Origin of the sequence: Streptomyces sp. NPDC050448, from assembly GCF_040655295.1 — a bacterium.
Classification (GTDB): domain Bacteria; phylum Actinomycetota; class Actinomycetes; order Streptomycetales; family Streptomycetaceae; genus Streptomyces.
The window spans coordinates 123,373-141,217 of sequence record NZ_JBFAJR010000012.1; the positions used below are offsets into that span (position 1 = coordinate 123,373).

Below are 17,845 nucleotides of genomic sequence, written 5' to 3' on the forward strand. Positions count from 1 at the left end.
AAATTCAGTCGACGGGCCGCGAGCGGTCCGGCAGGATCAGGGCCATGTCCCGGTACGCCTTCCTCGCAGCGCCGTCCGCAGTCGCGGACGCGCCGAAGGCTGCCGATTTCCTCTCCGAGGCATTCGCGGCGTTCGAGGCATTCGCCTCCGCCGCATTCGACGGCGCACGAAGCTGACCCTTCCCGGATAGTCCGGCGGACCCCGCAGGGGGAGGGTCGGCTCGGCTTCAGGGGTCCCGTCGCAGCTTCCGATCATCGAATCAACGGGAAACGACATCATGGCCAAGACGGCCTTCGTGCGCACCAAGCCGCACCTCAACATCGGCACCATGGGTCACGTCGACCACGGCAAGACCACCCTCACCGCCGCCATCACCAAGGTCCTCGCCGAGCGCGGCGGCGCCTCCTTCGTGCCGTTCGACCGGATCGACCGGGCCCCCGAGGAGGCCCGGCGCGGCATCACCATCAACCTCACGCACGTCGAGTACGAGACCGACACCCGGCACTACGCCCACGTGGACATGCCCGGGCACGCCGACTACGTCAAGAACATGGTCACCGGCGCCGCGCAGCTCGACGGGGCGATCCTCGTCGTCTCCGCGCTCGACGGGGTCATGCCACAGACCGCCGAGCACGTGCTCCTCGCCCGGCAAGTCGGCGTCGACCACATCGTCGTCGCGCTCAACAAGGCCGACGCCGGGGACCCCGAGCTCACCGACCTGGTCGAGCTCGAGGTCCGCGAGCTGCTCACCGCCAACGGATACGGCGGGGACAGCGCGCCGGTCGTACGGGTCTCCGGGCTCGGCGCGCTGGAGGGCGACCCGCGCTGGACCGGGGCGATCGAGGCGCTGCTCGACGCCGTGGACACGTACGTGCCGATGCCGGTGCGGTACACGGACGCGCCGTTCCTCCTGCCGGTGGAGAACGTGCTGACGATCACCGGCCGCGGGACGGTCGTGACCGGAGCCGTCGAGCGCGGGAGCGTGCGCACGGGCGACCGGGTGAGCGTCCTCGGCGGCGACGGCGAGCCCGTCGAGACCGTGGTGACCGGCCTGGAGACCTTCGGCAAGCCGATGGAGTCCGCCGAGGCCGGGGACAACGTCGCGCTGCTGCTGCGCGGGGTGCCGCGGGACGGCGTCCGCCGCGGGCAGGTGGTCGCAGCGCCCGGGAGCGTCGAGCCGAGGCGCCGCTTCACCGCACAGGTGTACGTGCTGTCTGCGCGGGAGGGCGGGCGCACCACACCGGTGGCGTCCGGGTACCGGCCGCAGTTCTACATCCGCACCGCCGACGTGGTGGGGGACGTGGACCTGGTCGGGGCCGGCGTGGCCCGGCCGGGCGAGACGGTCGCGATGACCGTCGAGCTCGGGCGGGACGTGCCGCTGGAGTCGGGGCTCGGCTTCGCGATCCGTGAGGGCGGGCGGACCGTCGGCGCGGGGACGGTCACGGCCGTGCTCGACTGAATCGCCGCCGGTAGCCCCGGCGGACTTGACACCCCGCCGTGGTGGCGGCGGTCCGGTTGCGCCAGACTGCCGTCACCACGGACGTGCGAAGAAGGGGTGGGCCGGGATGGGCGGCGATACGGCACTGGTGCTGGGCGGCGGGGGGCTCACCGGCATCGGCTGGGAGTCGGGGATCCTGTACGGGCTCGCGCGGGCGGGCGTCGACCTGGCCGCCGCCGACCTCGTCGTCGGCACCTCGGCGGGCTCGGTGGTGGGCGCCCAGCTCACCTCCGGGCTGCTCACCCCGCGAGAGCTGTACGAGCGTCAGCTCGGCGACCCCGCCGGCGAGGTCGTCGCCCGGCTCGGCGCGGGGCTCGTCGCCCGGTACGCCGTCGCGATGCTGCGCTCGCGGGATCCGGAGAGCTACCGCAGGCGGGTCGGCGCCCTCGCGCTCGCCGCCGACACCGGCGTGGAGGCGGAGCGGCGCAAGGTGCTCGAGGCCCGGCTCGTCTCGCACGCGTGGCCCGAGCGCAGGCTCGTCGTCACTGCCGTCGACGCGCTCACGGGCGAGCTCGCCGCCTTCGACCGGGCGAGCGGCGCAGGGCTGGTCGACGCGGTCTCGGCGAGTTGCGCGGTGCCCGGGGTATGGCCGCCGGTCACCGTGGGCGGGCGCCGGTTCATCGACGGCGGGATCCGGTCCGCGACCAACGCCGACCTCGCCTCCGGCTGTGCGCGGGTGGTGATCCTCGCGCCGCTGGCGCTCGGATCCGGGCTCGTCCCCTCACCGGCCGCCCAGGCGGCGCGGCTGCGGGAGGCGGGGGCGCGGGTGCTGCTGATCACCCCGTCCGCGCAGGCCCGCAAGGCCTTCGGGCGCAACGTCCTGGACCCGGCGCGGCGGGACCCGGCGGCGCGTGCGGGACTCGCGCAGGCGGCGGAGCACGCGGCCGAGGCGGCCGCGGTCTGGGCGGCCTGACCTCCGACGGCCCGCCTGCCGGACAATGGTGCGGTGAGCGACGAACAGATCCCGGTCGTCCGGGACGTGGGCCAGGGCACCGCCAAGCTGATGCCGGACGTGGACCGGGAGCGAGCGTGGCTGCTGACCGTCGACGGCGCACCGCAGTCGTACGTGGACCTCGACGATCCCGAGTACCTGGAGTTCGAGTACGTACGGCGGCTCGCGCACGTCCTGGACAGCGTGGCGCAGCCCGGGACCGCGCTGGACCTGCTGCACCTCGGCGGCGGCGCGCTGACGCTGCCCCGGTACGCGGCGGCGACCCGGCCGGGCTCCCGGCAGGCCGTGGTGGAGTTCGACGCCGCTCTGGTGGAGCTGGTCGCGGAGCACCTGCCGCTGCCGGCCGGGGCGGGGGTCACGGTGCACGCCGCCGATGCGCGGGCCTGGCTGGCGGGCGCGGCCGCCGACAGCGCGGACGTACTGGTCGCCGACGTGTTCGGCGGCTCGCGGGTGCCGGCGCAGCTGACCTCCGTGGAGTACGCGCGGGAGGCGGCCCGGGTGCTGCGGCCGGGCGGGGTCTACGCGGCGAACCTGGCCGACGGGGCGCCGTTCGGCTTCCTGCGGGCCCAGCTCGCCAATTTCGGGGCGGTGTTCGGTGAGCTCGCGCTCGTCGCGGAGCCGGGTGTGCTGCGCGGGCGGCGGTTCGGGAACGCGGTGCTGCTCGCCTCGGACGCGGAGCTGCCGGTGGCCGCGCTGGCACGGCGGTGCGCGGCGGACGCGTTCCCCGCGCGGGTCGAGGACGGGGCCGCCCTGGCCCGGTTCATGAAGGGGGCGGTGCCGGTGGGGGACGCGGATGCCGTCGCCTCGCCGGAGCCGCCGGAGGGTGCGTTCAGCCTGGGCTGACCCCGGCGGACACACCCGGGCCGGGAGCGTCCGGGCCGGGAGCGGCGGCCGGAATCGACGCGGCCTTCGGGGGAGCGGGCTTGCGGGTCAGCCGGCGCACGTCCGGGACGAAGAGGACCGCCGCGGTGCCCAGCACGACCAGCGTGGCGCAGCCCCACAGCGCAGAGGTGCGGCCGAAGGCCGACTCGACCGGCCCGGCCACGGCGGTGGCCAGCGGGAGCATCGACACCGAGCCGAACCAGTCGTACGCGGAGACCCGGGAGAACTTCTCCTCCGGGATCTCCTGGTGCATGGCCGTCATCCAGTTCACGCCGAACACCTCGATGGCCGTACCGCTGACGAACATCACCGTGCACAGGCCCCACACCGGCAGCGGGACCGCCAGACCCGCCGACGGCAGCGCCAGCGGGAACACGCACAGGGTGCCGACCAGCAGCAGACGACGCGGTTTCCACACCATCATCAGGACGGCCCCGGCGATGGTGCCGATGCCGAAGAAGGCCAGCGCCAGGCCCCAGGGGGCGGGCCCGCCCAGCTGGTCGCGGGCGACGAGCGGACCGTAGACCGCCTCGGCCGCGCCCACGACGGCGACGACCACGGAGAACTGGAGCACGATGCTCCACAGCCAGGGCCGGGTGCGGAACTCCACCCAGCCCTCGCGCAGGTCCGCCAGCAGGCCGCCCCCGGGGACCCGGTCGGCGGTGTGGCTGACGTCCAGGAGGGCGCGGAGGGCGCCGGCCACCGCGAACGCGGCGGCGTCCACGGCCAGGACCCAGCCGGGGCCGATCGCGGCGATCATGGCCCCGCCGAGGGCCGCTCCGCCGATGCCGGCGCCGTTCATGGCCATCCGGAAGAGGGCGAAGGCGCGGTTGGCGTGCTCGCCGGAGACGCTGGAGAGCAGCATGCCCTCGGCGGCCGGGTTGAAGAAGGCCGTACCGGTGCCGCAGAGCGCGGTGAGCAGCATCATCTGCCACAGCTGCGGGTGCCCGGTGAGGACGAGTACGGCGAAGGCCGCCTGCGAGACGCAGTTGAGGGCGTTGGCCGCGACCATCACCCGGTGTCGCGGCAGCCGGTCGGCGAGGGCGCCGCCGATCAGCAGGAACAGGACGAGCGGGAGCGTGCGGGCCGCCGCCACCAGGCCGACGTCGCCGCCGGACCCGCCCGCCTCCAGGACGGCGAAGGCCGACGCGATGAGGGCTCCGTGGCTGCCGAGGTTCGTCACGACCGCGGCGCCCGTCAGCAGCGTGTAGTTGCGGCCGGCCCAGGCGGGCCGGCGGCGTGGGGTGGTACGGGACGGGGCGGTGGGGGGAGAACTCACCCCCGGACTATTCACGCCCCGGGCCGAGAATCCAAACGGATTACGGACCGGGGCGCGGGGTCGGACGGATGGTGCGAACAGGGGACCTGTGACCTGTGAACTGTGGGTCAGCCGTTGCTGGCGGTGCCGTTCAGGCGCACCGAGCTGAGGATCTTGTCCATCGTCTCCTGGGGGACCTCGCCCTGGACGCCCGTGGCGCTGTAGAGGACCCAGCTGGAGAAGTCACCGTTGGCGGTCTTGAAGCTGAACGCGATCGACTTGCCGTCCGCGGAGCACTTGTTCTCCTTGGGCACGCCGATCGCGGTCGCGGTCGCCATGTGACCCTTGAGGCCGGAGGAGGTGGTGTACTCCTTCGGCTCCGAGACCTTCACGGTGCCCTTGGGCGCCTTCTGCGCGTATGCGGCGAACGCCCAGTTGCCGGCCTCGTTCTTCACGGCCTCGGCGGTGTCCTTGGCGCCCTGGCCACCCTTGGTGCCGGTGCCGGCGAGCTCGATCGTCTCCTCACGGCCGTCCTTGTTGGAGTCGACCTTGCACCAGTCCTCCTTGAGGAAGGCCGGGGCGGAGAAGCTGACGATCGGCTTGCCGTCGTTCTTGACCGCGTCCGAGAAGCTGGCGATGACGCCCGCGCCCGCCACGTTCCACTCCGGCGGGACGTCGAAGGCGGTGCCGTACTTGGGGTTGACGACGACCTTCCAGCCCGGGATCACCGGCTTGACGTCGCCGCCGGCGCGCGGGTTGGCGCCGGGCGAGGCCGGGGCCTCGGAGGTGGCCGGGGCCGAGGAGGTGGTGGCGGGCTTGTTGTCGGCCTCGTCCTTCTTCTTGTCGTCCCGGGTCAGCACGAACGCGCCGGTGGCGGCCGCCACCACGACGACCGCGGCCGCCGCGACGATGGCCACGGTCTTGGTCGCGTACGGGCTCCCGCCGCCGCCCTGCGGCTGCGCGGCCTGCTGGGGCTGGCCCCACGGCTGGGTCGGAGGGGGCGTCTGGTGGCCCGCCTGCGGGTATCCGTAGCCGGGCTGCTGCTGGTACGGGTTCGGCTGCTGTCCCGGCTGTCCCGGCTGCTGCTGGTAGGGGTTCTGATGCGCGTCCTGAGGGTTCTGCTCTCCCCCGGGCGGCTGCTGCTGTCCTGGCCACATGGCCGGTAACGATAGTGGGAGTGGGTGCGAGGAGCCACGGCCGCCCCCCGGGAGAGGTCTGGCCAAGCGCATCTACTCGCGGGTAACATCGCGTTCCATGAGCGCAGATCAGATGAACGTGGGCGAACTGCTCGCCGCGACGGTGCCGATGGCCCGGACCCTGAACCTCCAGTTCCTGGAGACCACCCCCGAGCGCGCGGTCGTCCGGCTGCCGGACCAGCCCGACTACCACAACCACGTGGGCGGCCCGCACGCCGGCGCCATGTTCACGCTCGCCGAATCCGCGAGCGGCGCGATCGTCCTGGCCGCCTTCGGCGACCAGCTCTCGCGGGCCGTGCCCCTCGCCGTCAAGGCCGAGATCGGCTACAAGAAGCTCGCCAAGGGCGTCGTGACGGCCACCGCCACCCTCGGCCGCCCGGCAGCCGACGTCATCGCCGAACTCGACGCGGGCGGCCGCCCGGAGTTCCCCGTCACCATCGCCATCCAGCGCGAGGACGAGGCCGTGACGGGCGAGATGACCGTCGTCTGGACGCTGCGCCCGAACGCGTAGCGCGCAACCGCCGGTCAGGAATGCCGGCGGTTGCGTCCGTCGGAGGCCGGCCCGCAGACCAGGGGCTTGCCGGTGGACGTGACCGCGGCGGCTCCGGCGGGGGAGCAGAAGGAACCGGCGTGCCTGCCGGGGCCGGCGGTGGGCTCGTCGCCCGAACCGCCCGTGGCGGAACCGCCGGTCGAGGACCTCGAGGACCCGCCCGAGGACGAGGGAGAACCGTCGTCCCGGGCGGGTTCCGTGTTCGGTGCCGCCGGCACCGGGCGGACACGGGGCCGAGCGCAGTGACTCCGTACGCGCAGCGTGGCTGAAACGGATCGATTCGTTCCAGGAGAGGGGGGAGTTGGCTTCGGCTGCGACGGGCCGCACCGCGACGCCGACGCCCCGGAGCCGCCGCCGCAGGGCTGAACCTCGGCGCAGCGGTGGCGCGTCCGAGCGGGTCCGGGCGGGCCGGCGGCGCACAGTGGGCGCGGGAGCGGTCCGGCGCGGGCCGCTCCCGCCGACCGAAGCCGCAGGGAGCGCCATGAGCGAGGCCGTGTCCAGACGTTCCGCGATGCGGCTGCTCGGGGCGGTGGGCGCCGCCCTGGGTACGGGCGGCTGCGTGGCCGCGGTGCCGCCCGGCGCGGTCTCCCGCACCGCCCCGGCGACCGCCACCGAGGCGGCGGCCGAGGCCCGGCCCGGCAGCTCCGCGCGGATCGACGCCCTGCTGGAGCGGCTCACCCTCGAGGAGAAGACCGCCCTGCTGCACGGCGGCCGGGACCCCGCCCCGCTCGGCCAGGCCGGGTACCTGCCCGGCGTACCGCGCCTCGGCATCCCGGCGCTGCGGCTCGCCGACGGGCCCGCCGGGGTTCGGGTCGCCAAGCCGGCCACCGCACTGCCCGCGCCGGTCCTGCTGGCCTCCGCCTTCGACCCGGCGCTGGCCCGCGAGTACGGCAGGGTCATCGGCCGCGAGGGCCGGGCACTCGGCCAGGACGTGCTGCTGTCCCCGATGGCCAACCTGATCCGTACCCCCTACGCCGGACGGAACTTCGAAACCTTCGCCGAGGACCCGCGGCTGACGGCGGACCTCGTCGCGGAAGTGGTCCGCGGCATCCAGGACGAGGGGCTCATCGCCACCGTCAAGCACTTCGCCCTGGGCAACCAGGAGCAGGGCCGCGACACCGTCGACGTGGTCGCCGGCGAACAGACCCTGCACGAGACGGAGCTGCGCGGCTTCGAGGCCGCCGTCGCCGCCGGGGCGGGCTCGGTGATGGGCGCGTACAACAAGGTCAACGGCACGTACGCCTGCGAGAGCAAGCCGCTGCTCGACGAACTGCTGCGCGGGCGCTGGGGGTTCGGCGGCTGGGTGATGTCCGACTGGGGGGCGAACCACAGCACCGTCGCCGCCATCGGCGCCGGTCTGGACATGGAGATGCCCGGCGGCACGCACTTCGGCGGCCCGCTGCAGGAGGCGGTGCGCGGCGGCTCCGTCCACGCGGACGCCGTGGACCTCGCGGTACACCGGATCCTGGCCACCATGGACCGCTTCGGGCTGCTGGCGGCGCACCGGCCGGCCCGGCCCGCCCGCGACGCCGCCGCCGGGGCCCGGGTCGCCCGCCGGGTCGCCACCGCGGGTGCGGTACTGCTGCACAACGAGCACGCCACCCTGCCGCTGACCGGAGCCGCGGCCCGCTCGATCGCCGTGATCGGACCCACCGGGCGGGTGCCCTTCGTCAGCGGCGGGGGCAGCGCGCACGTGGTCCCCGAGAAGGCGCCCGCCCCGCTCGACGCGATCAGGCGGCGCGCCGGGAACGGCAGCACGGTGCGCTACGCCCTGGGCGAGGACCTGTACGGCCGCCCGCTCCCGGCGAAACTGCTCACCCCGGCGGCCGACCTGCACGACCGGGGGGTGGACGCCGGGCGGAGCTGGAGCCACGAGGGCGAGTTCACGCTCGCCGCGGACGACGAGTGGACGCTGCTCGTCCACTACACCGGGAAGCGGCCGAGCGTACGCCTCGACGGCGAGGAGCTGTTCCCCGTACGGCAGGGCGTGGCCGAGTACTTCGCCGGCGGACTCCTCGGTGCGGCGCCCGACGGGCTCGCCGTCCGCCGCCGCACCCTCGCCCTCACGGCGGGCACCCACCGGCTCGCCGTCTTCGCCGAGGGCGGGGACAAGGGCCAGCGGTTCCGGCTGCTGCACACCACGAAGGCGATCCGGGACGCCGACCTCGCCGAGGCCGTGAAGACCGCCACGGAGGCGCGCAGCGTCGTGCTGTTCGCCTACGAGGACGCCACCGAGGGCAGCGACCGGACCTCGCTGGGCCTGCCGGGCGGGCAGGTGCGGCTGATCGAGGCGGTCGCCGCCGCGAACCCCCGCACCACGGTCGTGCTCAACACCTCCTCCAGTACGACCATGCCGTGGCTCTCCCGTACCGGAGCGGTCCTCCAGATGTACTACCCGGGCCAGGAGGGTGCGGGAGCCACCGCCGACATCCTCTTCGGGGACGTGGACCCGGGCGGCCGGCTCACCCAGACCTTCCCGGCCGACGAGCACGCGACCCCGGTTGCCGGGGACCCGGCGCGCTACCCGGGGGTGGGCGGCAGGCAGGAGTACAGCGAGGGGATCCACGTCGGGCACCGCTGGTACGACGCCCAGCGGGTGGCGCCGCTGTTCCCGTTCGGGCACGGGCTCTCGTACACGACGTGGGAGTACGAGAAGCTGGGCGTCCGGCCGGAGCGCGGCGGGCTGCGCGTGGAGTTCACGGTCCGCAACACCGGGCGCCGCAAGGGCACCGAGGTGGCCCAGGTGTACGTCGGCCCCTCGGCGGAGCTGAAGCTCGACCAGCCGGTGCGCGCGCTGGCCGGCTACCGGCGGCTCACCCTGGCGCCGGGCGAGGCGCAGCGGGTGGTCCTCGACATCGATGCCCGAGCGCTGTCCTCCTGGGATCCCGAACGGCACGCCTGGGTGCTGGGTTCAGGCCGTCGTGAAGTGTTCGCGGGCCGTTCCTCCCGCGAACTCCACCTGAGGGGAAAGGCTGTGGTCACGAGCAGATAGGCTGCCCGTTCGGCGTGTCACAGGGGCTGCGCCGGGACGAATCGGGAGGACGTACCGGTGCACATCCAGGAATGGCTGGAGACGATTCCGGCGGTCAGCATCTATCTCCTGGTGGGTCTGGTCATCGGGCTGGAGAGCCTCGGCGTCCCGCTGCCGGGGGAGATCATTCTGGTCAGCTCGGCGCTGCTGGCCTCGCAGCACGGACAGATCGACCCCGTGGTCCTGGGGATCTGCGCGTCCGCCGGCGCGATCGTGGGCGACTCGATCGGCTACGCGATCGGACGCAGGGGCGGCAAGCCGCTGCTGGAGCGGCTGGGCCGGCGCTTCCCCAAGCACTTCGGGCCGGAGCACGTGGCCCAGGCGGAGCGCTCCTTCGAGAAGTGGGGCATGTGGGCCGTCTTCTTCGGGCGGTTCGTGGCACTGCTGCGGATCTTCGCCGGTCCGCTGGCGGGCGTGCTGCACATGCCGTACTGGCGGTTCCTGATCGCGAACATCCTCGGCGGCATCGTCTGGGCGGGCGGCACCACCGCCGTCATCTACTCGATCGGCATCGTCGCCGAACCGTGGCTGAAGGGCTTCTCCTGGGTCGCGCTGGTGGTGGCCCTGCTGATCGGCCTCACGGTGACGCTGGTGCTCCGCAGCCGCATGAAGAAGGCGGCTGCCGCGGTGGAGACGGCCGCGGCCGAGTAGCGGCCCGCCGCGCGGCCGGCTCCCCTCCGGCCGCGGGCCGTACGGCTACTGCGGGGGCTGGACGGCGGCCCGGTGCTGCTCGGCCAGGTCCGCGTACATCAGGGCGTTGACCTTGATGCCCTCGCGCTCCTCGTCGGTCAGCTCGCGCCGCACCTTGGCCGGCACACCCGCGACCAGCGAACCGGGCGGGACCACCATGCCCTGCGGGACCAGCGCCTGCGCGGCCACGAGCGACCCGGCACCGATCACCGCGCCGTTGAGGACGGTGGCGCCCATGCCGATGAGGCAGTCGTCCTCGACGGTGCAGCCGTGCACCACGGCGTTGTGGCCGATGGAGACGCGCTCGCCGATCGAGACCGGGAACCCGGGGTCGACGTGCACCGTGCAGTTGTCCTGCACGTTGCTGTCCGCACCGAGCGAGATCGGGCCGCAGTCGGCGCGCAGCACCGCCGAGTACCAGATGCTCGCGCCCGGGGCCATCGTGACGTCGCCGACCACGACGGAGGTCGGCGCGGTGAAGGCCGTGTGGTCGATCCGCGGGTTCTTGCCGCCGACGCCCGCGACGAGTGCCTGGCCCTGGTCCGCCTGATACGTCATGTTCTCTTCCTCAGTCCTGTGCCGGCCGTGTCGGCCGTGTCCGCCGGGTCCTGCCGTGCCGCCCTACCGGCACGGTAGGGCACGCGCCCCGCGCGACCGGCGATGGGGTGAAGATCACGGCGCGCTCGGGGCGCCCGGCGCGTTACGGTGGCCCGGTGCCGAAGAACCAGAACACGTTCTCATCCCTGACGGCCCTGAGCCGCAGGCTCGCCAACCGCGCGGTCCACGCCGGCTGGCGCTGGATGCAGCAGGCCGGTGCGGTCACCGCGCAGACCCCCGGCCGGCTGCGCTTCGGCGCGATCGGGCACGGCACCCGCCTCGCCTTCCCGCAGGGCACGGTCTTCGGCGAGCCGTGGATCCGCCTCGGCGAGCACTGCATCATCGCCGAGCAGGTCACGCTGACCGCCGGGATGATGCCCGGCCTCGACCTCGGAACCGAGCCCGTGCTGGTCCTCGGCAACGGCGTGGTGCTCGGCCGGGACACCCACGTGATCGCCGACACCCGGATCACCATCGGGGACGACACCTTCTGCGGACCCGGGGTGTACATCACCTCCACCAACCACAGCTACGACGATCCGCACGAGCCGGTGGGCAAGCAGTGGCCGCGCAGCGCACCGGTGGAGATAGGACCGGGCTGCTGGCTCGGCACGGGCGCGGTGATCCTGCCGGGGGCGCGGCTGGGCCGCAACGTGGTGGTGGCCGCGGGGGCCGTCGTACGGGGCGAGGTGCCGGACCACGCCGTGGTGGCCGGGGCGCCCGCGCGGATCGTGCGGCGGTGGCAGCCCGAGACGGGCTGGCAGCCGCCGCTGCGGACCCCGGCGCCGGTGCCGATCCCGGACGGGGTGACGCCGGAGCAGCTGCGCGCGGTGGCGCAGCTGGTGGAGGCCGAGCAGCGCTCCGCCGGCGCGGCCCCGGAACCCGCCTGATCCGGAGCGGAGACCCGGCCCGGCTCTTTCGGACCACGCCAGCGCCACCGCTGCCCCCGACCCGCGGCGCTCGCCCGGCCGCCGCAGAACGATCAGGACCCCGGACGAGGCGGACGAGGGGCATCGCGCCCGCTGACGCTGGTCGTCGGCGCCGAGGAGTTCCGGGTGCCGGCCGGAGCCGCGGCCACCTTCGAGGCGAACCTCGCGCACGGCTGACGCAACGACGGCTCCGTGCCGATGGAGATGACCCTCGCCGTCTCGGTCCCGCCGATGAACGGGCGCGAGGCGCCGGTACAGCACTGACGGGACCGCTGACAGGCCCGCGGCCCGCTGACGGGCCCGCCGGGCGGGCCGCCGCGGACGCCCGCTACCGCAGCGCCGGGATCTCGATGGCGGGGCAGCGGTCCATCACCATGTCCAGGCCGGCCTCGCGGGTGCGGGCGAAGGCGGCATCGTCGATCACGCCGAGCTGGAACCAGACGGCGTCCGCCCCCGCGGCCACGGCCTCGTCGGCTACCGCCCCGGCGAGGGCGCTGTTCACGAAGACGTCCACGACGTCCACCTTGAAGGGGATCTCCGCGAGCGAGGCGTAGCCCTGCTCCCCGTGCACCGTCTCCGCCTTCGGGTGCACGGGGACCACCCGCTTGCCGAACCGCTGGAGCGTGCGGGCCACTCCGTAGGCCGCCCGGTCCTCGTTGTTGGACAGGCCCACCACGGCCCAGGTGTCGCCGAGCTCGGTGAGGATCTTGCGGATGGTTGCCGGGTCGCCGTACACGGGTGCCGCCTCCTGATGCCTTCCGGGTGCGGTTCCGGTGCTCCGGCCCGCACCCGGGATCAACGGAAAGGACACATGTCCGATTCCCCGTAGGGTGGAGCGGTGAAGTCAGACCAGTACGTGACGGTGGCCCGCGAGGGCGTGCACGAGTCCGAGATCAACCGCTCGCGCTTCCTGTGCTCGCTCGCGCCCGCCGCGACCGAGCAGGAGGCGCAGCAGTTCATCGCGCGCATCCGCAAGGAGCACCCCACCGCCACGCACAACTGCTTCGCGTACGTCATCGGTGCCGACGCCTCCGTCCAGAAGGCCAGCGACGACGGCGAGCCCGGCGGCACCGCCGGCGTGCCCATGCTGCAGATGCTGATGCGCCGCGACATCCGGTACGCGGTGGCCGTGGTCACCCGCTACTACGGCGGCGTCAAGCTCGGTGCCGGCGGCCTGATCCGGGCCTACGGCGGCGTCGTCGGCGAGGCCCTCGACGAGCTCGGCACCCTCACCCGCCGCCGCTACCGGCTGGCCACCGTCACCGTGGACCACCAGCGGGCCGGAAAGACCCAGAACGACCTGCGCTCCACCGGCCGCACCGTGGTGGACCTGCGCTACGGGGCCGCGGTCGAGATCGAGGTGGCCCTGCCGGAGGCGGACCTGCCCGCCTTCGAGGCCTGGCTCGCCGACAGCACGGCGGGCAGCGCCACCCTCACCCTCGGCGGAGAGACGTACGCGTCCTGAGGACGAGCCATGGGGGCCCCGGTGACGCGTTAGCGTAGAGGGGTTCAGCGAGCGGGAGACGACCAGGGGGACGGAAGAACATGTGCAGCGAGACGTCCGGCGGGGCCGGCGAGTGAGGCTCCTGCACACCTCCGACTGGCATCTCGGCCGGTCCTTCCACCGTGTGAACCTGCTGGGGGCCCAGGCCGCCTTCATCGACCACCTGATCGAGACCGTCCGCGAGCACGAGGTCGACGCCGTCCTCGTCGCCGGCGACGTCTACGACCGGGCCGTGCCCCCGCTGCCCGCCGTCGAGCTGTACGACCGGGCCCTGCACCGGCTCGCCGACCTCGGCGTACCCACCGTGATGATCTCCGGGAACCACGACTCCGCCCGCCGGCTCGGCGTCGGCGCCGGGCTGATCGGCCGGGCCGGGATCCACCTGCGGACCGACCCCGAGGGCTGCGCCGACCCCGTGGTGCTGGCCGACGTACACGGTGATGTGGCGCTGTACGGACTGCCGTACCTGGATCCCGCCCTGGTGAGGGACCGGTTCGGGGCGGAGAAGGTGAGCCACGAGGCCGTACTGGGCGCGGCCATGGACCTGATCCGGGCCGATCTCGCCGCCCGGGCCCCCGGCACCCGCTCGGTCGTCCTCGCCCACGCCTTCGTCACCGGCGGGCAGGCCAGCGACAGCGAGCGCGACATCGCCGTCGGCGGGGTCGAGGCCGTGCCCGCCTCCGTCTTCGACGGGGTGGACTACGCCGCCCTCGGCCACCTCCACGGCTGCCAGACGATCAACGAACGGGTCCGCTACTCCGGTTCCCCGCTCGCCTACTCCTTCTCCGAGGCCGACCACCGCAAGAGCATGTGGCTGGTCGACCTCGGCGCGGCCGGGGAGATCACCGCCGAGCGCATCGACACCCCCGTGCCACGGCCGCTCGCCCGGCTCCGGGGGCGGCTCGAGGACCTGCTCGAGGGGCCGTCGTACGCCCCGTACGAGGACTCCTGGATCGAGGCCACGCTCACCGACCCCGTCCGGCCCGAGGACCCCATGGCCCGGCTCGCCGCCCGCTTCCCGCACACCCTCAGCCTCGCCTTCGACCCCGAAGGCCGCGAGGAGGACGGCGGGGCCTCGTACGCCCAGCGCCTCAAGGGGCGCAGCGACCAGGAGATCGCCGAGGACTTCGTCGCCCACGTGCGCGGCGGCGGCGTCGCCGACGAGGCCGAACGGGCCGTGCTGCAGAGCGCCTTCGAGGACGTACGGGCAGGCGACAGCCGGCAGGAGAACCACCGATGAGGCTGCACCGGCTCAGGATCACCGCCTTCGGGCCCTTCGCCGAACCCCAGGAGATCGACTTCGACGCGCTCTCCGGCGCCGGGATCTTCCTGCTCCACGGCCCCACCGGCGCGGGCAAGACCTCCGTCCTCGACGCCGTCTGCTACGCCCTGTACGGCTCGGTACCCGGTCCCCGCCAGGCCCCCGGCACCAGCCTGCGCAGCGACCACGCGGACGCCGGGACGCCGACCGAGGTCACCCTCGAACTCACCGCGGGCGGGCGGCGCCTGGAGATCACCCGGCGCCCCGAGCAGGACCGGCCGAAGAAGCGCGGCACCGGCACCACCAAGGACAAGGCGCAGAGCCGGCTGCGCGAGTACGACGGGGAACGATGGCTCGCGCTCAGCCGTTCCCATCAGGAGATCGGCGAGGAGATCGAGCAGTTGCTCGGCATGAGCCGCGAGCAGTTCTGCCAGGTCGTGCTGTTGCCGCAGGGCGAATTCGCCAAGTTCCTGCGGGCCGACGAGGCGGCGCGGGGCCGGCTGCTGGGCCGGCTCTTCGACACCCGCCGCTTCGCCGCCGTCGAGACCCTGCTCGCCGAGCGCCGCCGGGCCGCCGAGGCCAAGGTGCGCACCGGCGACGAGAAGGTGCTCGGCATCGCCCAGCGGCTCGCCCAGGCCGCCGGGGACAGCGCCGACCTGCGGGCCTGGCCGCTGCCCGGGCACCAGCCGGGCGATCCCGGGCTGGCCGGGGCGGTCCGGGCCTGGGCGGCCGTCGCACGCTGCGCGGCCCGGGAGCGGCTGACGGTCACCGAGTACGCGCTGGCCGCCGTCGAGGGCCGGCACGCCGCCGCCCGGCGGGCCGCCGAGGAGGCGCGGGAGCTCGACCGCCTCCAGCGCCGGCACGCCGAGACGGCCCGCCGCGCCGCCCTGCTCGCCGAGGCGGAGCCCGAACGGGACCGGGTCCGCGCCCTGCTCGACCGGGCCCGCCGGGGCGCCCTGGTGGCCCCCGCCCTGGAACTGCGCGGAGCCGCGTCCGCAGCCCGGCTCTCCGCAGCCCACGCCGAGGCGGCCGCCCGCGCGGAACTCCCGCCGGCCCTCGCCGAAGCGGGCACCGAGCAGCTGTCCGCCGTGGAGCAGCGGCTGCGCGAGGACCTCGGCGCGCTCGGCGCCGCCCAGCGGTCCGAGCAGCGCAGCGCCGAGATCGGCCGCGAGCGGGCCACGCTGGAGCGGGAGGCCCGCGACGCCGAGGAGCAGCTGCGGGAGTCCGCCGACTGGCTCGCCCGCTGGGAGGCCACCCGGACCGCGCTGGCGGAGCGGGTGGACGCCGCCCAGCAGGCCGCGACGCTGGCCGAGCAGCTCGCGGGGCGCCTGGAACCGGCCCGGATGCACCTGAACGCCTCCCGGCGCCGCGATGCGCTGGAGGCCGATGCGCAGCGGGCCGAGGGCGAGCTGCTCTCCGTACGCGAGGAGTCGACCGCCGCCCGGGAGCGCTGGCTCGAGCTCAAGGAGGCCCGGCTGCGCGGGATCGCCGCCGAGCTCGCCGAGGCGCTGGTGGCGGGGGAGGCCTGCACGGTGTGCGGATCGGCGGAGCATCCCGCTCCGGCGCGCCCGGCCCCCGGGCACGTGGACCGGGCCGCCGAGGACGCCGCCCACGCCCGCTACGAGCAGGCCGAGGAGCGCAGGGCCGCAGTCGAGCGGAAACTGGCCGCGGTCCAGGAGGCACGGGCCGAGGCCGCGGCGGCCGCCGGGGAGTCCGGCACCGAGGAACTCCTCGCGCTGACCTCCGACCTGAGCTCCCGGCACGCCGCCGCCCACGCCGCGGCCGCCGGACTGCACGCGGCCCGGGAGCGGCTGGCCCGCGCCGAGCGCGAGCACGCCGTACGCAGCTCCGACCGGCTCGACGCCGAGCGCCGGGCCGCCGCCCGGGCCTCCCGGCGCGAGACCCTGGACCAGGAGCAGGCCTCGCTGGAGGCCGAGCTGGCCCACGTACGGGGCGATGCGCCCACGGTCGCGGCCCGCGCCCGGATCCTGGAGGACCGGGTCCGGATGGTCACCGGGGCCGCCGCCGCGCTGCGGCGGGCCGAGGTCACCGCCGCCCGGCTGAAGGAGGCCGACGACCAGCTCGCCGACGCCGCGTTCAAGGCCGGCTTCGACACCACCGAGGCCGCCGCCGACGCCGTGCTCCCGGACTACGAACGCACCGCGCTCCAGCACCGGCTGGACGCCTGGCAGGCCGAGGAGGCCATGCTGGCCGACCGGCGCGGCGAACGCGACACCGCCGCCGCGGCGGCCCTGCCCCCGGCCGACCCGGACACCGCCGAAGCCGGTGCCGAGCGGGCCGCGGCCCGGCTGCGCACGGCCGGCTCGGCCTTCGACGCCGCCCGGGTGCGCTGCGCGGAGCTGGACCGGCTGTCCCGGCAGGCGGAGCAGGAGCTGCGGGCGCTGGGCCCGCTGCGCGAGGCGTACGACCGGGTGGCCCGGCTGGCCGGGCTCACCGCCGGCACCTCCGCCGACAACGAGCGCAAGATGCGGCTGGAGGCGTACGTCCTGGCCGCCCGCCTGGAGCAGGTCGCGGCTGCCGCGACGGTACGGCTGCTGCGGATGTCCGGCGGCCGCTACACGCTCGTCCACTCCGACGCCAAGGCGAGCGGGCGCGGGCGTTCCGGTCTCGGGCTGCACGTGGTGGACGCCTGGACCGGCAGCGAGCGGGACACCGCCACGCTGTCGGGCGGCGAGACCTTCTTCGCGTCGCTCGCCCTCGCCCTCGGTCTGGCCGACGTGGTCACCGACGAGGCGGGCGGTATGCGCCTCGACACCCTTTTCATCGACGAGGGCTTCGGCAGCCTCGACGACCAGGCGCTGGACGAGGTGCTCGACGTACTGGACTCGCTGCGCGAACGGGACCGCAGCGTCGGCATCGTGAGCCACGTCGCCGACCTGCGGACCCGGGTGCAGGCGCAGCTGGAGATCGTCAAACAGCGCGGCGGCTCGGTGGTGCGCCACCGCAGCCCGGCCCTCACGGACTGAGCGGGCGGCGGGACAGCGGCGAGGAGTACACGATGCTGGTGGTGACGGCGCCGAGGCCGGCGATCCGGCCCGCGACCTCCTCGAGATGCCTCATCGAGCGGGCGGTGACCTTGAGCACGAAGCAGTCGTCGCCCGTGACGTGATGGGCCTCCAGGATCTCCGGGGTGGTCTCCAACAGGTCATGGAACGGCTTGTAGTTGCCGTGCGGATAGCGCAGCCGCACCAGCGCCAGGATGGACTTGCCCAGCTTCTCCGCGTCCACCACGGCGGTGTACCCGGTGATCACGCCCGCCTCCTCCAGGCGGCGCACCCGCTCGGTGACCGCGCTCGCGGACATGGAGACGGCGCGTGCGAGCTCGGCGAAACTGGCCCGGCCGTCCTCTTGGAGGGCCGTCAGGATGCGCCAGTCGGTGGCGTCAGGGGAATAGTCGGTCATATGGCAGATGTAGCAGGGCAATCCCCGGCTGAACAAGAGGAAGGCCGGGGAAAGGCACTTCCCGAGTTGATCAG

16 protein-coding genes are annotated in these 17,845 nt (G+C 74.4%); 11 read left to right on the forward strand and 5 right to left on the reverse strand.

All coding sequences use genetic code 11. From position 1 onward, the window contains the following. The first annotated feature begins 44 nt into the window (after positions 1-44). The 4 genes from AB0I68_RS16985 (at position 45) to AB0I68_RS17000 (ending at position 3,293) form a co-directional block, all read left to right on the forward strand. Positions 45-176 (forward strand): hypothetical protein, encoded by a 132-nt coding sequence (locus tag AB0I68_RS16985; RefSeq protein WP_363178079.1) that lies wholly within the window; start codon positions 45-47, stop codon positions 174-176. Positions 177-277: 101 nt separating this feature from the next. After that, positions 278-1,459 (forward strand): elongation factor Tu, encoded by a 1,182-nt coding sequence (tuf, locus tag AB0I68_RS16990; RefSeq protein WP_363178080.1) that lies wholly within the window; start codon positions 278-280, stop codon positions 1,457-1,459. Between the two features lie 106 nt (positions 1,460-1,565). Beyond that, positions 1,566-2,411 (forward strand): patatin-like phospholipase family protein, encoded by an 846-nt coding sequence (locus AB0I68_RS16995; RefSeq protein WP_363178081.1) that lies wholly within the window; start codon positions 1,566-1,568, stop codon positions 2,409-2,411. A 90-nt stretch (positions 2,412-2,501) separates the two neighbouring features. Then, positions 2,502-3,293 (forward strand): fused MFS/spermidine synthase, encoded by a 792-nt coding sequence (locus AB0I68_RS17000; protein ID WP_363178165.1) that lies wholly within the window; start codon positions 2,502-2,504, stop codon positions 3,291-3,293. Here AB0I68_RS17000 and AB0I68_RS17005 read toward each other — a convergent pair. Both AB0I68_RS17005 and AB0I68_RS17010 read right to left on the reverse strand, forming a co-directional pair. Then, the gene (locus AB0I68_RS17005) at positions 3,280-4,611 is read right to left on the reverse strand and encodes an MFS transporter (protein ID WP_363178082.1); all 1,332 of its coding nucleotides are present in this window, start codon (positions 4,609-4,611) and stop codon (positions 3,280-3,282) included. The two genes, AB0I68_RS17000 and AB0I68_RS17005, sit on opposite strands and share 14 nt — an antisense overlap. A gap of 107 nt (positions 4,612-4,718) precedes the next feature. After that, entirely contained in the window at positions 4,719-5,747 is a 1,029-nt protein-coding gene (locus tag AB0I68_RS17010) for a hypothetical protein (protein ID WP_363178083.1), read from the reverse strand. Between the two features lie 97 nt (positions 5,748-5,844). Here AB0I68_RS17010 and AB0I68_RS17015 point away from each other — a divergent pair, with 97 nt between their 5' ends. The 3 genes from AB0I68_RS17015 to AB0I68_RS17025 all read left to right on the forward strand — a co-directional run bounded on the left by AB0I68_RS17015 (position 5,845) and on the right by AB0I68_RS17025 (position 10,018). After that, entirely contained in the window at positions 5,845-6,297 is a 453-nt protein-coding gene (locus tag AB0I68_RS17015) for a DUF4442 domain-containing protein (protein WP_329104485.1), read from the forward strand. A gap of 520 nt (positions 6,298-6,817) precedes the next feature. Then, the gene (locus AB0I68_RS17020) at positions 6,818-9,328 is read left to right on the forward strand and encodes a glycoside hydrolase family 3 C-terminal domain-containing protein (RefSeq protein WP_363178084.1); all 2,511 of its coding nucleotides are present in this window, start codon (positions 6,818-6,820) and stop codon (positions 9,326-9,328) included. A 57-nt stretch (positions 9,329-9,385) separates the two neighbouring features. Next, a complete protein-coding gene (locus AB0I68_RS17025) occupies positions 9,386-10,018 on the forward strand; it encodes a DedA family protein (RefSeq protein ID WP_363178085.1) in 633 nt (210 codons plus the stop codon). A 45-nt stretch (positions 10,019-10,063) separates the two neighbouring features. Here AB0I68_RS17025 and AB0I68_RS17030 read toward each other — a convergent pair whose 3' ends face one another. Beyond that, a complete protein-coding gene (locus AB0I68_RS17030) occupies positions 10,064-10,615 on the reverse strand; it encodes a gamma carbonic anhydrase family protein (protein WP_363178086.1) in 552 nt (183 codons plus the stop codon). 155 nt (positions 10,616-10,770) lie between these two features. Between AB0I68_RS17030 and AB0I68_RS17035 the strand changes: the two genes are divergently transcribed. After that, on the forward strand, positions 10,771-11,544 hold the full coding sequence (locus AB0I68_RS17035) for an acyltransferase (protein WP_363178087.1): 774 nt from the start codon (positions 10,771-10,773) through the stop codon (positions 11,542-11,544). A 367-nt stretch (positions 11,545-11,911) separates the two neighbouring features. Here the strand turns inward: AB0I68_RS17035 and AB0I68_RS17040 are convergent, their stop codons facing one another. After that, positions 11,912-12,319: a CoA-binding protein gene (locus AB0I68_RS17040; protein WP_363178088.1), complete on the reverse strand. Its 408-nt coding sequence runs from the start codon at positions 12,317-12,319 to the stop codon at positions 11,912-11,914. Between the two features lie 102 nt (positions 12,320-12,421). Here AB0I68_RS17040 and AB0I68_RS17045 point away from each other — a divergent pair, with 102 nt between their 5' ends. The 3 genes from AB0I68_RS17045 (at position 12,422) to AB0I68_RS17055 (ending at position 17,335) form a co-directional block, all read left to right on the forward strand. Further along, positions 12,422-13,048: a YigZ family protein gene (locus AB0I68_RS17045; RefSeq protein WP_363178089.1), complete on the forward strand. Its 627-nt coding sequence runs from the start codon at positions 12,422-12,424 to the stop codon at positions 13,046-13,048. 112 nt (positions 13,049-13,160) lie between these two features. Next, entirely contained in the window at positions 13,161-14,327 is a 1,167-nt protein-coding gene (locus AB0I68_RS17050; RefSeq protein ID WP_363178090.1) for an exonuclease SbcCD subunit D, read from the forward strand. Then, entirely contained in the window at positions 14,324-17,335 is a 3,012-nt protein-coding gene (locus AB0I68_RS17055; protein ID WP_363178091.1) for an SMC family ATPase, read from the forward strand. Before AB0I68_RS17050 ends, AB0I68_RS17055 begins: the two co-directional genes overlap by 4 nt. On the opposite strand, the gene AB0I68_RS17060 is transcribed toward AB0I68_RS17055, so the two are convergent. Continuing rightward, entirely contained in the window at positions 17,325-17,771 is a 447-nt protein-coding gene (locus tag AB0I68_RS17060; RefSeq protein ID WP_363178092.1) for an Lrp/AsnC family transcriptional regulator, read from the reverse strand. The two genes, AB0I68_RS17055 and AB0I68_RS17060, sit on opposite strands and share 11 nt — an antisense overlap. Positions 17,772-17,845 lie beyond the last annotated feature (74 nt).

Excerpts from the sequence above, each read along its gene's own strand:
- AB0I68_RS16985 (WP_363178079.1), top strand. The coding sequence starts at position 45 with ATGTCCCGGTACGCCTTCCTCGCAGCGCCGTCCGCAGTCGCGGACGCG.
- tuf (WP_363178080.1), top strand. The coding sequence starts at position 278 with ATGGCCAAGACGGCCTTCGTGCGCACCAAGCCGCACCTCAACATCGGC.
- AB0I68_RS16995 (WP_363178081.1), top strand. The coding sequence starts at position 1,566 with ATGGGCGGCGATACGGCACTGGTGCTGGGCGGCGGGGGGCTCACCGGC.
- AB0I68_RS17000 (WP_363178165.1), top strand. The coding sequence starts at position 2,502 with ATGCCGGACGTGGACCGGGAGCGAGCGTGGCTGCTGACCGTCGACGGC.
- AB0I68_RS17010 (WP_363178083.1), bottom strand. The coding sequence starts at position 5,747 with ATGTGGCCAGGACAGCAGCAGCCGCCCGGGGGAGAGCAGAACCCTCAG.
- AB0I68_RS17015 (WP_329104485.1), top strand. The coding sequence starts at position 5,845 with ATGAGCGCAGATCAGATGAACGTGGGCGAACTGCTCGCCGCGACGGTG.
- AB0I68_RS17020 (WP_363178084.1), top strand. The coding sequence starts at position 6,818 with ATGAGCGAGGCCGTGTCCAGACGTTCCGCGATGCGGCTGCTCGGGGCG.
- AB0I68_RS17030 (WP_363178086.1), bottom strand. The coding sequence starts at position 10,615 with ATGACGTATCAGGCGGACCAGGGCCAGGCACTCGTCGCGGGCGTCGGC.
- AB0I68_RS17055 (WP_363178091.1), top strand. The coding sequence starts at position 14,324 with ATGAGGCTGCACCGGCTCAGGATCACCGCCTTCGGGCCCTTCGCCGAA.
- AB0I68_RS17060 (WP_363178092.1), bottom strand. The coding sequence starts at position 17,771 with ATGACCGACTATTCCCCTGACGCCACCGACTGGCGCATCCTGACGGCC.